The organism is Roseovarius sp. (assembly GCF_030373445.1).
Taxonomy (GTDB): domain Bacteria; phylum Pseudomonadota; class Alphaproteobacteria; order Rhodobacterales; family Rhodobacteraceae; genus Roseovarius.
In genome coordinates this window covers 69593-83304 of sequence record NZ_JAUCYU010000002.1, presented here as the reverse complement: position 1 = coordinate 83304, position 13712 = coordinate 69593, and the positions used below count along the sequence as shown (strand labels likewise).

The following is a 13712-nucleotide window of genomic DNA, read 5'->3' as shown; positions in this document are numbered from 1 at the left end:
GCTACGCGCCTGTGAGGTCCGTCAGCCGTTCAGCCTGAACGCCGCGACCTGCCCGGCCATCGTGTCGGCCTCGTTCGCAAGCGAGGCACCTGCGGCCGATGTCTGCTCGACCATGGCCGCGTTCTGCTGCGTCATCTGGTCGAGGTAGGAAACGGCCGCGTTGATCTCTTCGATGTTCGAGGCCTGGGTCTGAGTGGCTTCGGTGATCGCGGTCACCTGGTCGCTGACCTCGCCGAAAGCCGCAATGGTGCGCTTCAGCACATCCGAGGTATTCTGCACCAGTTCGACCCCCGCCGTGACATGGTCGGAACTGGCCCCGATGAGCGTCTTGATCGATTTCGCGGCTTCCGCCGAGCGCTGCGCAAGCGTGCGGACCTCCGAAGCCACCACGGCAAATCCCTTCCCGGCCTCGCCCGCCCGTGCGGCCTCGACCCCGGCATTCAGCGCCAGGAGGTTGGTCTGAAAGGCAATCTCGTCGATCACGCCGATAATCTGGCTCATCTCGTGCGCCGAGGATTCGATCTGGGTCATCGCCTTCTGTGTATCCTCGACCACCTGGCCGCCGGACCTTGCATCGCGCAGGGCATGATCGACCGTCTGGTTCGTCGTCTTGGCCGAGGCGGCCGTTTCTCGCACCGAATCGTTGAGCGTGTTCACCGCGGCGGTGGTCTGTTCGAGATTGGCGGCCTGCTGCTCCGTCCGCTTGGCCAGGTCGTCTGCCGCCTGCGCCACTTCGCGTGAGCTCGACTTGATGGTCTCGGCACTTCGGCGCGTCTCCGAAATCAGGTCGCTGAGGTTGGTCACCGCCAGGTTCAGTGCATTCGCCAACCGTTCGTTGCCGTTGAATTCCCCGGTGTCGACCGACACGGTAAGGTCGCCATCCGCCAGCGCGCCCAGCGCATCGGCCAGCTTGTCGAGAGAGAACTCCAGACAGGTCTGCGCCTCGTCCTTCATGCCCTCGACACTGTCCGTGTAGACCGAGATCGCGGCGCCGACATCGATCAGCGTCGCCTTGACCAGCGTGCAGATATCCAGCGTCAGCTCGTCCGCATCGGGCACGCCGGCCCGGAACAGCCGCCGGGTCCGCGCCATGTGTCCGGTGACGACGGCCGCGATCAGGTGGTCCATGACATGCGAATACCCCCCGATATAGTCGAGCGGACGCAGGCCGATCCGGGCATGCGCCATGCCGATTCGGCGCGCCCGCTCCTGGTAGTCGTCGTCGAAGCGGCCGTTGCACATCGCCAGCCAGTGGCGCCGCTGCGCCTCCTTCGCGCCCGCCATGTGGGTCTCGTCATTGAAGAAGCCGTTCAGGTTCGGATTCGCGCGAATGCTGGTGTAAAGCCCGTCAAGGGCAGGCCCCAGGGCGCCCTCGATCGTCGGCCGCAGCCGTTTCAGCGTGGCCGTATTGGCCGAATCCAGCCCGAATCCGGCGAAGCGTTCCTCCGAAATGTCCTCAACGATGTTCCGAGCTTCCATGTCTTACCTCTTTGCAGATCGCACGGCCTGCGGCGGCCATACCGGAAGGCCGGCTTCGGGCCCCGGTCTGCTCCGGACGTTAGGCACCAAGAAAGAACAATCGGTTAACATCCGCCCGGCCAACCCAGGGGCAAACCTCTAAAATGCCCGGCATCCGTTTTCCGGCTCTTAACCCTCTGCCTGTAGACACCTCCCATGCCCGGACAGGCCGGGCCCCGCGCCAGAGAGGTGTTTCGTGCCATCTGAAAGATCGTCCCGCCTCTCGGTGCTCCTGCTCGATCCGCGGCGGCACCGGTCGAACCGGTACCTGCTGTCGATCGCGGAAACGCCCGAAATCACGCTTGTCGGCTGTGCCCGCGACCTGACGGAGGCTTACAACATCACGGAGCACGAGCAGCCCGACCTCGTCCTCCTGGCGGAAGAGGTGACGGGGCTGCGCAACTTTCCCATGTACGCCGCCATGCTCGCGGCGCTGGAAGTCGATTGTGTCGCCATCGCGGCCACGCCCCGGTCTGCGGTCGGGCCATACAACGCCACCTCCGATACCGAGATCGACCGGGCCGGCGGCATGGGCCCGTTCCTTGCCGCCCGCCGCGGCCTGGGGCGTGCGCCAGGCCACCCCAGGCCCGATGCCGGTTCGGCCGACGGGTGGAAGACCGTCGTCATCGGCGCTTCCACCGGCGGGGTCGAGGCCCTGATCCGCGTGCTCTCCGACTACCCGGAAACCGGCCCGCCCACGCTGATCGTCCAGCATATCAGCGGCAAATTCCTTCCCGGCCTGGCCCAGCGGCTCGACCGGCATTGCGCGTCCACGGTCCGCCCAGCGGGCCTCTCGGACGTGCTGGCCCCGGGGCTGGTGCTGCTGGCCCCCGGCAACGAGCGGCATCTCTCGATCATCGCCCCCGGCCGGCGCTGCCGCCTTTCGCCCGGTGCGCCGGTCTCCGGCCACCGCCCCTCGGTCGACGTGCTGTTCCACTCGGCGGCGGGTCTCGGGCCCGCAGCCGTTGGCGTGCTGCTGACAGGCATGGGCCGCGACGGCGCCGGGGGGCTCGCCGCCATGCGCCGCGCCGGAAGCTGGACGATCGGGCAGGACGAGGCCAGCAGCACCGTCTACGGCATGCCCCGCGCCGCCTTCGAGATGGGCGCCGTCGCCCAGCAATTGCCGATCTCCCGCATCGGCTCCGCCCTCCTGTCCGCCGCCGCCCAATCCACCGAAAGGAGCCGACATGGCTGACCGACCCGGCAACGTCATCCACATCATCCAGGGGCAGTTCCGCACCTCGGACAGCCCCGACACCGAAATGACCACCGTCCTCGGCTCCTGCGTGGCGGCCTGCCTCTTCGATCCGTTTCGCAAGATCGGCGGGATGAACCACTTCCTCCTTCCGGGAAACGATCCGTCCGCCGGCAACAACATCAGGTACGGCGCGCATTCCATGGAACAGCTCATCAACGCGATGCTGCGGGCGGGCGCGTTGCGCCACCGGCTCGAGGTTCAGCTTTTCGGCGGCGCCAACGTGGTTCAGGGCCTGAGCCGGATCGGCGACAGCAACGCGGCCTTTGCCCGCGATTTCGTCCGGCAGGAAGGTTTCACCCTGCGCGGGGCCGATACCGGGGGCACCTTCGGTCGGCGCCTGCGTTTCCGACCGGCCACCGGGGTCGCGCGGGTCGAGCGCGTCGATCCCGCACGCGCCGATATCCCGCCAACCGAACTGCCGGCGCGACGCCCGGCGCCGCCCGCCTGCAGTGTCGAGCTCTTCTGAGACCGGGCGTCCTCCTGCCCTGCGTGCTCCGAAAGGAAGTCTTGGCCTGACCGGTGCAAACCAATCCAATCGTCCAACGTGAAGGATGCATCCCATGCCCCGCTCCGCCCCCAGTGCCCCTGCCCTGCCACTCGCCACTCTGGCGTGCGGGCTCGTCGCTCTCGTCCTCCTCTTCCTGGTCCTGGCCGATCCGGACCTGCGATCTGCCCCGCTTCCGGCAATCCTCGCACCGGCCATCGCGGTTGCCGTTCTGGCCCTGGCGGCGTTCACCGTGCTGAGGGCCCGCTGGCGCGCCTCTCTGTCACGGGTTGCCCGGGCCGCGGAAATGCTTGCACAGGGCGAGACCGGCGCCGACATTCCCCATACCGATCATTCCGGCCCGACAGGTGATCTGGCGCGCGGTCTCCTTGCCTTGAAGGACGCCCTGGTCAGGGCACGGTCCGCGCGGATCGCCGAGCATCCAGCACCATCCTCGCCCGCTACGCCGTCGCCGGCATCGTCAGGCGCCCCCTGCGGGGCGAGCGAAAGGGACCTGGTCGAAATGGCTGACATCCTCCGGCGCATCGCCGCGGGCGAATTCGCCTGCCGGATCGACGACAGCCTGCAGCCCGCGGCGGCGCCCGGTCTCGTGGCCCTTCGCAAGGCCGTCAACGCCACCGCCACGGCGCTGGAGGTCAGGTTCGGATCGATGCAGGATACGCTGGGCAGCCTGCGTGACGGCGCGACGGACATCCGCCGCGCAGTCGCGGATCTCGAAAGCCAGGCCGGCTCGCAAACCTCCAGCCTGGGCGAATCGACTTCCGCCCTCACGCAACTGACCGAAAACATCCGTGGCGCCAGCGAGCGGCTCGACCACGCCGAGACCGTCACCCATGACAGCCGCGCTCAGGCCGAGAGTGGCGCCGCCACCGTGCGCGAGGCGATGGAGGCGATGCACCGGATCGAGGAAAGCAGCGACAATGTCCGCCACATCATCGGCGTGATCGACGGCATCGCCTTCCAGACCAACCTGCTCGCCCTCAATGCCGGGGTCGAGGCCGCCCGCGCGGGCGAGGCCGGCAAGGGCTTCGCCGTCGTCGCCTCCGAGGTGCGCTCACTGGCCCAGCGCGCTTCCGATTCCGCCAAGGAAATCAAGGCCCTCATCACCGAGAGCGCCACCCATGTCAGCACCGGCAGCCGGCTCGTCACCACCTCGGGCGAACGGCTCGAGGCGATCCTCGAGAACACCATCAGCCTGGAAGCCGTGATTTCCGAAACCGCCCGCGCCGCGCGCGACCAGGCGTCGGGCATCCGCGAGATCAACGACCATATCGGCCAGCTTGATGCCACCACGCGCACCACGGCCGACATCGCCGATCAGGTTACAACCACCGCCGCGAAACTGGCGGAAGAGGCGCGCGACCTGGCCGGGAGGCTGTCGGGAGCATCCCCCGGAAAGCCGCATCGCAATGCGCCCGCCCAATCCCTGCGCACGGGCTCTCAGCCAGCACCGAAGGGCCAATCGCCCGCCCCGAAGACTACGTCTGCCGCCCGGCCCGCCCCCAAGCCGGCCCAACAACCGGCCCCGCGCCCCGCACCTCCGCCCGCCGTGGCGACCGGTACGGGCGGGCCTTCCCTGCCGTCACTTTCCGATTTCGACGGGTTCTGACCGGTCGGCCACCCGCGCGTCTCTCCCCTGCCACAGCGCGGCAAAGGTCAGCACGACGAAAACCGCGTAGGCCGCCAGAAGCAGGTAGTGCAGGATATCCGGAACAGGACCGGCCCCGACGCGGCCCAGCACGGCCCCGATCGCCACGATCGCGCCCAGCATCGCCAGCCACGCCAGCCAGCGCCAGCCGCGCACAAGCCCTGCCGCCACGATCATCGCCGCCACCGTTGGCAGAACCCCGGCCATGCCGGCCGCCATGACTCCGGCAATCACCGCCGCGACCGCGTGAAGCCCGCCGATCAGCAGCATCAGCACCGCGGCCATCCGCAAGAGCGCGCTACTCATCTCCCCCTCCCTGGTCATCCTCGCAGGGAAACCCCGCCGCGCCCCAGGCCAGCATGTCATCGATATGCGCCTGCAGGCTGTAGGGTGCCGGCTCCCGCCCGCCGCCCGGATCCCAGCCCCAGCTGACCAGCGGCCCGTGCCCCAGGTGTTCGGCCAGTTCGATGTAATCCTGCCCGCCATTTCCCTCGGGGTCGCGCAACTGCTGACAGATCTCGACCGAGCTCTTGCCGTACCATTGCATCTCGACCGGCGCCAGGTGCCAGGCATCCGCCACCTGCGGCGCTGCGTGCGCGCCCATGTTGCCGCCGGTTTCGCTGAACGCATGACACGTTTGGCACGGCACGTATTCCGCGCCCACCCGGCTTTCGCCCGCGTCGATGTTCATGCCATGCGGCCGCGCCTTCCCATAGCTCGGCCCCGACCACATCGGCAGGTTGTCGGGCCCCACGTGGCAATTGGCACAGCGCGGGTGCGAGGTGACGTCGTAGATCCGTTCCCACGCCGCCAGCCCATCCTCCCGGCTAACCGATCCGTTCACGGGCGGTTCAATCACCACCTCCTCGCCCGCCGCCTGCATCGGCAGCGCCAGCGCAAGCACCAACACGGCACCTCTCACCCCGCCCTTCATACGAACTCCACGAACTTGCTGAACGGCATCTCTCGCAAGCGTTGCCCCGTCGCGGCAAAGATCGCCCCCGCCAGCGCGGGCGCGGCGGGCGGCACGGGCGGCTCGCCAACCCCGGTGACCCGCGCGCCATTCTCCAGCCCCCGCACCATGATCTCGGGCGCCTGCCAAATCCGCATCCCCTCGAAGGCGTGGTAATTGTCCTGCTCGGCCCGGCCATCGGCATAGGTCGTCTCGCAATTCATCGCGTGCCCGAGCCCCCAGATCACCGCGCCCTGCACGTGGTTCTCGAAATTCACCGGGTCGACCACCCGGCCCACCTCGGCCGCCACCCAGACCTTGTCGATGCGCAGCCCCCGCTCGCCCCGGCTCACCTCGACCACCTCGGCACAGCGCACCCCGAAGCTCTGCACGAAGGCCACGCCACGGCCGCGACCGTCGCCCAACGGCCCATCCCACGAGGACATCTCCGCCACCGCCTCCAGCACCTGCCGCGACAGCGGGTCGTCGCACAGCCGCAACCGCTCCTCCATCGGGTCCGCCCCCGCCGCATGGATCAGCTCATCGAGCGCGGCATTGTAGAAGAACCCGTTCGTCGACGCTCCCACCGACCGCCAAGACGACACCGGCGCCAGCTCCGGCGCGCGATAGCCCGTCACCCGGTGGTTCGGGATGGCAAACGGCGCGTTCCAGGCGCCGGCCACGATCTGGCTGTCCGGCCCCGGCACCGGCTGCCCCTGCCGGCCCATCTGCGAGCCCATGACCGACGGCATGGCGATCGACAGGTCCAGCGTCTCGACCCGGCCTTCCGCCACCCTGCCCCGCAACCGGCCCATGGCGATCTGGCGGGGGAAGTCGTGCATCATGTCCTCCTCCCGCGAATAGGTCAGCTTCACGGGCGTACCCTTCACCGTCAACGCGATCTCGGTCGCCTGCTTGACCACCTCGTCCTCCAGCCGGTGCCCGAAACTCCCGCCCATCATCAGCACGTGCACCACCACCCGGTCCGGCTCCAGCCCGGCCACCCTGGCCACGTTCTGCTGCACGAATCGCGGGATCTGCGTGCCGGTCCAGACCTCGGCACCATCGTCATCCACCCGGACGATGGCATTGATGGGTTCAAGCGGCGCATGGGCCAGGTAGGGCGCGCGGTACTCCGCCTCGATCACGTCGCCACCGCCCAAGGCCCCTTCGACATCGCCATCATCGCGGTTCCGGCTGTCCTGCGCCTCCTCCGCGAAAGCCGCGCCCAGCGCCGCCCAATGCTCGTCCATCGAACCCGGGAAAGGCGCCTCGCCCCACTCAATCTTCACCGCCTCCGCCGCCCGGAAGGCGCGCCATGTATTGTCGGCCACCACGGCCACGCCACCGGTCACCGGCACCACCGCCTTCACCCCGCGCATGGCCTCCGCCTCGCTGGCGTCGAACCGGTTGACCGGCCCGCCCTGCGCCGGGTTCAGCCGGATGGCGGCGTGCACCATCCCCTCGATCTCCGCGTCGATCCCGTAAGCCTGCGTGCCGGTGGATTTCGCCACGATATCGATCCGCCGCATCGGCTTGCCGATATAGCGCCACTCGGACGGATCGCGCAGCGGCACGTCCTGCACTACCTCCATGCCAGCCACATCCGCCGCCAGGTCCGAATAGGCAACCTTCGCCCCGTCCGGCAGCACCACCTGCCCCGCCTCGGTCGTCACTTCGCCCACCGGAACGCCTGCCTTCGCCGCGGCCGCCGCCTTCAGCGTCTCCCGCGCCGAGGCGCCGGCGGCGCGCAGCTTGTCGAACCCGTCCGGCACCGTGGTCGATCCACCGGTGATCTGCAGCCCCATCACCTTCATCGCCGCGCCCACGACATTCGCCGCCCCGGCCTGCATTCTCCCCTGCGCCGGCACCATGAATTCCGCCGCCTCCTCGGCCATGGCGGTGTTCCAGTAGGCGCCGCTCGGCGGTCCGGGATCGACGCGGATCGCCTCCAGCTCCACGTCCAGCTCCTCGGCCAGAAGCGCGGCCTGCACGTGATAGGCGCCCTGCCCCAGGTCGGCCCGCGGCGTGATCAGCGTCACCCCGTCCCCATCGATCCGCACATAGGGCGTCAACGCCGCCTGCCCCTCGCCCAGCCCTTCGGCCAACGGGTTCGCATGCGGTTTGCGCACGGTATAGACACCGAACGCCACCCCGCCTGCCACCGCGGCGGATCCCACCAGGAAGGCGCGGCGCGTGATCGTTCCCAACCGGCTCATCTCAGGCCCCTTTCATCGCCGCAGAGGCCGCCTTGATCGCGGCCCGGATACGCGGATAGGTCCCGCACCGGCACAGGTTCCCGCCCATCACCTTGTCGATGTCCTCGTCCGTGGGCTCCGGCATCATGTCCAGCAGGTACGCCGCCTGCATGATCTGCCCCGACTGGCAATACCCGCACTGCGCCACCTGGTGCTCGATCCACGCGGCCTGCACGGCATGAAGGCTTTCGGGCGTCCCCAGCCCCTCGATGGTCACAACCTCGGCTCCCTCGGCATCCCCGGCGGCAATCTGGCAGGACCGAACGGCAATCCCGTCCATCTGCACCGTGCAGGCGCCGCACTGGGCGATCCCGCAGCCGTATTTCGGCCCGCGAATCTGCAACTCGTCCCTGAGCACCCACAGGAGCGGCATCTCCGGCTCGACATCCGCCTCGTGCTCCACCCCGTTGACCGTCAGTTTCATGGCTCCTCACCGCTCCCTTTGGTGATTGGCATGGTCCCCCGCAACACGCACTCGGACCCGTCCGCCGCCCCTGACGATAACAGCAATGAACGGTTTTTCGAGCGTCACGTTGCGCCACCCGTGACCCCGCCCGCCCCGGCGTCGATCAAGCCTCCGACGCGACCTCGCACAAGCGCCTGAATTTTAACCATTTCGCGCGCACCAAAAGCAATCGCCTTACCAAGGCCCTTTGCGGAAACGGAAATTCATGTCTTAATCAGCCCATGAACACGCAGGACATTTTCGACGAGATGTGGGGCACGTCGGACTCGCTCCGCCAGCCCTATTCCGACTTCAAGACCTGGTATGACAGGGAAGAACCCAAGCGCCTGCGCGCCAAGCAGCGCGAAGCCGAGGAACTCTTCCGCCTCACGGGAATCACCTTCAACGTCTACGGCCGGGCCGAGGCCGAGGAACGGCTCATCCCGTTCGACATCGTGCCCCGCATCATCTCGGCCCGCGAATGGCAGAAGCTCGGGCGCGGCATCGAACAACGGGTCCGCGCGATCAACGCCTTCCTGCACGACATCTACCACAAGCAGGAAATCGTCCGCGCCGGCCGCATCCCCGAAGAGATGATCAGCCGCAACGCCGCCTTCCTGCCGCACATGATCGGTGTGACGCCCCCGGGCGGCATCTACACCCACATCGTCGGCATCGACCTCGTGCGCACCGGCGACGACCAGTTCTACGTGCTCGAAGACAACGCCCGCACCCCCTCCGGCGTCAGCTACATGCTGGAAAACCGCGAAACCATGCTGCGGATGTTCCCCGAGCTTTTCTCGCGCAACCGTGTCCAGCCGGTGCAGAACTACCCGTCCGACCTGCGCCGTTCGCTCGCGGCCTGCGCGCCGCCCCTCACGGGGCCAAAACCGACCGTCGCGATCCTGACACCGGGCATCTTCAACTCCGCCTATTTCGAACACGCCTTCCTGGCCGATCAGATGGGTGTGGAACTCGTCGAAGGCAACGACCTGCGCGTGGCCGACGGCCGCGTCGCCATGCGCACCACCGAAGGCTACAAACCCATCGACGTACTTTACCGCCGGGTCGACGACGATTTCCTCGACCCGCTCAACTTCAACCCCGACAGCGCGCTCGGCGTGCCCGGCATCATGGATGTCTACCGCGCGGGCGGCATCACCATCGCCAACGCGCCGGGCACCGGCATCGCCGATGACAAGGCGATCTACAGCTACATGCCCGACATCGTGGAATTCTATACCGGCGAACGGCCCCTGCTGGAAAACGTGCCCACCTGGCGTTGCTCCGAGGAAGACTCGCTCGCCTACGTGCTCGACAACCTCGCCGACCTGGTGGTGAAGGAGGTGCACGGCTCCGGCGGCTACGGCATGCTGATCGGGCCGACCTCCTCGAAGAAGGAACTGTCGGAGTTCCGCAAGAAGCTCAAGGCACGGCCCGGCAACTATATCGCTCAGCCCACCCTCTCGCTTTCGACCGTGCCGATCCTCGGCCGCTCGGGCCTAACGCCCCGCCATGTCGACCTGCGGCCCTTCGTGCTCTGCAGCCCCGAACGCGTGCACATCACGCCCGGCGGGCTGACCCGCGTGGCGCTCGAGAAGGGCTCGCTGGTCGTCAACTCCTCGCAGGGCGGCGGCACCAAGGACACCTGGGTGCTGGAGGACTGACGATGCTGGGAAAAACCGCCAACGGCCTCTTCTGGATGTACCGCTACCTCGAGCGGGCCGAGAACACCGCCCGCCTGATCGAAACCGGCCAGCGCATCGCGCTGACCCGCTCGGGCAGCACCGACGACGAATGGCGCTCGGTCATGCAGACAGCGGGCGTCGATGCCGCATTCAACGCGCATCACGAGACGCTCACCAAGGACGCCGCCATCGACTGGATGCTGCGCTCCAAGGACAACGGCTCTTCCGTCCGCTCCTCTATCGAGGCCGCCCGCCTCAACGCCCGCATGGTGCGCACCGCCCTCACGCACGAGGTCTGGGAAGCCACGAACAGCGCCTACATGGCGGCCCGCGACCTGCTCGCGCGCAAGGTCTCGGAACGCGACCTGCCCGGCGTGCTGGGCGATCTGCGCCAGCGCAGCGCACTGGTGCGCGGCGCCACCCACGGCACCATGCTCCGCAACGACATCTACGATTTCGCCCGCATCGGCACCTTCCTCGAACGCGCCGACAACACCGCGCGCATCCTCGACGTGAAATACTACGTTCTCCTGCCCTCGGTCATGTCCGTGGGCTCCTCCATCGACAACGTGCAGTGGGAAACGATCCTGCGCTCGGTCTCGGCCCGCGGCGGCTTCCGGATGGAATACGGCAGCCAGTTCGAGCCGCGCGACATCGCCCATTTCCTCATCCTCGACAAGCGGATGCCCCGTTCCCTCGCCTTCTGCGTCTCCAAGCTGCGCGACAATCTCGGCTATCTCTGCTCCAACTACGGCTCACGCCCTCAGGCCTTCGCCAAGGCCGACCATATCGAGCGCAAGTTCCTCAGCCACGACATCGACGCCATCTTCGACTACGGTCTCCACGAATACCTGCAACAAATCCTCGGCCTGCTCTCCGACCTCGGCGGCCAGATCGAGATCGACTACAGGTTCTACAAGTAAGCCCATGCGCCTCTCCATCAGCCACACCACCCGCTACCAGTTCCCCGAACCCGTCAGCTTCGGCCTGCAACAGCTCCGCAAGACCCCCAAGACCAGCCACCAGCAGAACGTGGTGGACTGGACGACCGATGTCACCGGCGGACGCAAGGAACTCTCCTTCCAGGACCACCACAACAACGTGGTCGAGCTGCTCAGCATCGAGCCGGGCACGCAGGAATTGACCATCACCTCCTCCGGCACGCTCGACATCACCGAAAGCCACGGCATCCTCGGCCCCCACCCCGGCCCGGCGCCGCTCTGGCTCTACCTGCGCGCCACCAACCAGACCAAGCCGGGTCAAGGCGTGGCGGGCCTCGTCCGTCAGGTCGACGCCGAGGGCGATCTCGACCAGCTTCATGCCCTCTCAGCCGTGATCCGCGACCAAGTCACCTACGAGCTCGAGGCCTCCGAGCCCAACTGGTCGGCCGAGGACGCGATCACCGCCGGCAAGGGCGTCTGCCAGGATCACACCCATATCTTCCTCGCCGGTGCGCGGCGCCTGGGCTACCCGGCGCGCTACGTCTCGGGCTACCTCATGCTGAACGATTCGATCCGGCAGGAGGCCATGCATGCCTGGGCCGAGGTGCATGTCGACGGGCTCGGCTGGGTCGGTTTCGACATCTCCAACGGCATTTCGCCGGATACACGTTACGTCCGTGTCGCAACCGGGCTGGACTATGCCGACGCAGCGCCTGTAACTGGAACCCGGATCGGCGGATCGGGCGAACGCCTGTCGGTCGAGATCGAGGTGGCGCAGCAGTAAGGGCCGACAGATGACATATTGCGTGGGTATGATGCTGGATCACGGCCTCGTCTTCATGTCCGACACCCGCACCAATGCCGGGCTCGACAACATTTCGACGTTCCGCAAGATGACGATCTTCGAGAACCCGGGCGAGCGCATGCTCACCCTCCTGAGCGCCGGCAACCTCGCCACCACCCAATCGGTGATCAGCATTCTCGAGGAACGCACCAAGGCCCCCGACGAACGCGATCCTTCGATCATGGCGGCTCCCTCGATGTTCCAGGCCGCCCGCCTGGTCGCCGATGTCCTGCGCGAGGTGATCGAGGCCCATGCCGACACCGGCCAGAAGGCCGACAGCGCCTTCAATGCCACCATCCTTCTCGGCGGCCAGATCCTGGGCGGCCCCCCGCGCATGTTCCTGATCTACCCCGAGGGCAATTTCATCGAGACCGGCGAAGACACGCCCTATTTCCAGATCGGCGAAATCAAGTACGGCCGCCCGATCCTCGTCCGCGCCTACCGGTCCGACATGAGCTTCGAAAAGGCGCTCCGCCTGCTGCTGGTCAGCTTCGATTCCACCCTCAAGGCCAATCTCACCGTCGGCGCCCCGATCGATTACCACGTCTACGAAACCGACAGCCTGAAAAAGGGCAGGACCGGCCGGATCGAGCTGGACGACCCCTATTTCCAGACCGTCTCCCGCGACTGGGGCATCGCGCTCACCGATGCGCTCGACCGCCTGCCCGCCTTCGAGATCTGAACCTCGTGACAGCATCGCCCTGCCGGGCTAAGACTTGAAAATGTCCCGCTGGATCAACCGCTTCTTCGCGTTCATGACCCTGCTGCCCGTGCTGCTCTGGCTCGGGTGCTTTGCCGGCATCCTCGTTCTCGGCACGCTTTACGGCTGCCGCATCGACGAGGCCGGCGCCTATCCTTGCGATTTTCACGGCCGCGACGTGGGCGAAACCGCCGCGATGATGGGCATACTGGCGGCATGGGGCCCGCTGATCTTCGGGCCTTTCGTACTGGCCTCGGGGGCGGCTTGGGGCCTGTTCGCCCTCATCCGCCACCTCCGCCTCCGTTTGAAACGCGGCTGATCAACCGCCCGCCGCCTGCTCCGTCAGCTTCGAAAGCGCCCCGGTCATCTTCCCGATATATGCCGCATCGTCGTCGATCCCCTCCAGGTCGTCCAGCGTCTCTTCCGGCGCTTCATAGGCCAGCCACGCCTGCCCGCCCGTATCCTCGTAAACCAGCACCTTCAGCGGCAGGTAAAGCCCCGCCAGCGGGTTGGCCTGCATCGCCGGCGTGCCAAGCTGCGGGTTGCCGAAGATCAGAAGCTGCGACGCGCCAAGCTCCAGCCCGGCCCCAGCGGCCCCCGCGCCATGATCGACCTTGGCGAACACGGTCGCACCGGCACCCTCCACGGCCTGCTCCAGCGCGGCCATCGTCGCCGCCGCATCGCCGGCGGCCTTCACGCGCACGATATCGTCGTCATCGGCCCATCCCGGCGCGGCCCACACCGCCCCGCCCAGCACCAGCGCCTGCAACATGTTCCGCATCTCTTCACTCTCCCAATCGCGTTTTCAGAATGTCCCCATCCTCTCTTACACAGCCGATCTTGCCCACAAACGTCCTCGTGAGGCGCGCCGAACGGCAATCGCCTGCCCGTCAGCCGCGTTGACAGAAAGCCAGACACCCCCATAATACCGCGCAGCTTCACCGCCGTGAGAGAG

The 13712-nt window shown here is 67.3% G+C and carries 15 protein-coding genes; 8 read left to right on the top strand and 7 right to left on the bottom strand.

Annotation, left to right across the window (positions count from 1 at the left end; translation table 11 throughout):
- Positions 1 to 21: 21 nt before the first annotated feature.
- Positions 22 to 1479, bottom strand: a complete 1458-nt coding sequence (locus tag QUV18_RS03880) for a globin-coupled sensor protein (protein ID WP_300892119.1) — start codon at positions 1477 to 1479, stop codon at positions 22 to 24.
- 235 nt (positions 1480 to 1714) lie between these two features.
- Between QUV18_RS03880 and QUV18_RS03875 the strand changes: the two genes are divergently transcribed.
- Together QUV18_RS03875 and QUV18_RS03870 are read left to right on the top strand one after the other, a co-directional pair.
- Positions 1715 to 2713 carry a CheB methylesterase domain-containing protein gene (locus QUV18_RS03875; RefSeq protein WP_300892118.1) on the top strand — a complete coding sequence of 333 codons (999 nt, stop codon included), beginning with the start codon at positions 1715 to 1717 and terminating at the stop codon, positions 2711 to 2713.
- Positions 2706 to 3242, top strand: coding sequence for a chemotaxis protein CheD (locus QUV18_RS03870; protein ID WP_300892117.1), 537 nt, complete (start codon positions 2706 to 2708; stop codon positions 3240 to 3242). Before QUV18_RS03875 ends, QUV18_RS03870 begins: the two co-directional genes overlap by 8 nt.
- A 301-nt stretch (positions 3243 to 3543) precedes the next feature.
- On the opposite strand, the gene QUV18_RS03865 is transcribed toward QUV18_RS03870, so the two are convergent.
- Positions 3544 to 3702, bottom strand: a complete 159-nt coding sequence (locus QUV18_RS03865; RefSeq protein ID WP_300892116.1) for a hypothetical protein — start codon at positions 3700 to 3702, stop codon at positions 3544 to 3546.
- Positions 3703 to 3783: 81 nt separating this feature from the next.
- Here QUV18_RS03865 and QUV18_RS03860 point away from each other — a divergent pair, with 81 nt between their 5' ends.
- Positions 3784 to 4890, top strand: coding sequence for a methyl-accepting chemotaxis protein (locus QUV18_RS03860; protein WP_300892115.1), 1107 nt, complete (start codon positions 3784 to 3786; stop codon positions 4888 to 4890).
- On the opposite strand, the gene QUV18_RS03855 is transcribed toward QUV18_RS03860, so the two are convergent.
- The 4 genes from QUV18_RS03855 to QUV18_RS03840 are packed head-to-tail and all read right to left on the bottom strand — an operon-like array spanning position 4864 to position 8563.
- Entirely contained in the window at positions 4864 to 5235 is a 372-nt protein-coding gene (locus QUV18_RS03855) for a hypothetical protein (RefSeq protein WP_300892114.1), read from the bottom strand. The genes QUV18_RS03860 and QUV18_RS03855 overlap by 27 nt on opposite strands.
- Positions 5228 to 5839 carry a hypothetical protein gene (locus QUV18_RS03850; protein ID WP_300892113.1) on the bottom strand — a complete coding sequence of 204 codons (612 nt, stop codon included), beginning with the start codon at positions 5837 to 5839 and terminating at the stop codon, positions 5228 to 5230. The genes QUV18_RS03855 and QUV18_RS03850 overlap by 8 nt, the downstream gene beginning before the upstream one ends.
- A gap of 20 nt (positions 5840 to 5859) precedes the next feature.
- Positions 5860 to 8100 (bottom strand): molybdopterin cofactor-binding domain-containing protein, encoded by a 2241-nt coding sequence (locus QUV18_RS03845; RefSeq protein ID WP_300892112.1) that lies wholly within the window; start codon positions 8098 to 8100, stop codon positions 5860 to 5862.
- Between the two features lies 1 nt (position 8101).
- Positions 8102 to 8563, bottom strand: coding sequence for a (2Fe-2S)-binding protein (locus QUV18_RS03840; RefSeq protein ID WP_300892111.1), 462 nt, complete (start codon positions 8561 to 8563; stop codon positions 8102 to 8104).
- 263 nt (positions 8564 to 8826) lie between these two features.
- Here QUV18_RS03840 and QUV18_RS03835 point away from each other — a divergent pair, with 263 nt between their 5' ends.
- Genes QUV18_RS03835 through QUV18_RS03815 form a run of 5 tightly spaced genes read left to right on the top strand, consistent with a single transcriptional unit; the run spans position 8827 to position 13076 of the window.
- Positions 8827 to 10251, top strand: coding sequence for a circularly permuted type 2 ATP-grasp protein (locus QUV18_RS03835; protein WP_300892110.1), 1425 nt, complete (start codon positions 8827 to 8829; stop codon positions 10249 to 10251).
- 2 nt (positions 10252 to 10253) lie between these two features.
- On the top strand, positions 10254 to 11195 hold the full coding sequence (locus QUV18_RS03830) for an alpha-E domain-containing protein (RefSeq protein ID WP_300892109.1): 942 nt from the start codon (positions 10254 to 10256) through the stop codon (positions 11193 to 11195).
- Positions 11196 to 11199: 4 nt separating this feature from the next.
- Positions 11200 to 11997, top strand: a complete 798-nt coding sequence (locus tag QUV18_RS03825; protein ID WP_300892108.1) for a transglutaminase family protein — start codon at positions 11200 to 11202, stop codon at positions 11995 to 11997.
- Positions 11998 to 12025: 28 nt separating this feature from the next.
- The gene (locus QUV18_RS03820) at positions 12026 to 12739 is read left to right on the top strand and encodes a peptidase (protein WP_300892107.1); all 714 of its coding nucleotides are present in this window, start codon (positions 12026 to 12028) and stop codon (positions 12737 to 12739) included.
- A gap of 40 nt (positions 12740 to 12779) precedes the next feature.
- Positions 12780 to 13076, top strand: coding sequence for a hypothetical protein (locus QUV18_RS03815; RefSeq protein ID WP_300892106.1), 297 nt, complete (start codon positions 12780 to 12782; stop codon positions 13074 to 13076).
- Here the strand turns inward: QUV18_RS03815 and QUV18_RS03810 are convergent, their stop codons facing one another.
- A complete protein-coding gene (locus tag QUV18_RS03810) occupies positions 13077 to 13529 on the bottom strand; it encodes a DUF302 domain-containing protein (RefSeq protein ID WP_300892645.1) in 453 nt (150 codons plus the stop codon). It abuts the gene before it with no gap.
- Positions 13530 to 13712 lie beyond the last annotated feature (183 nt).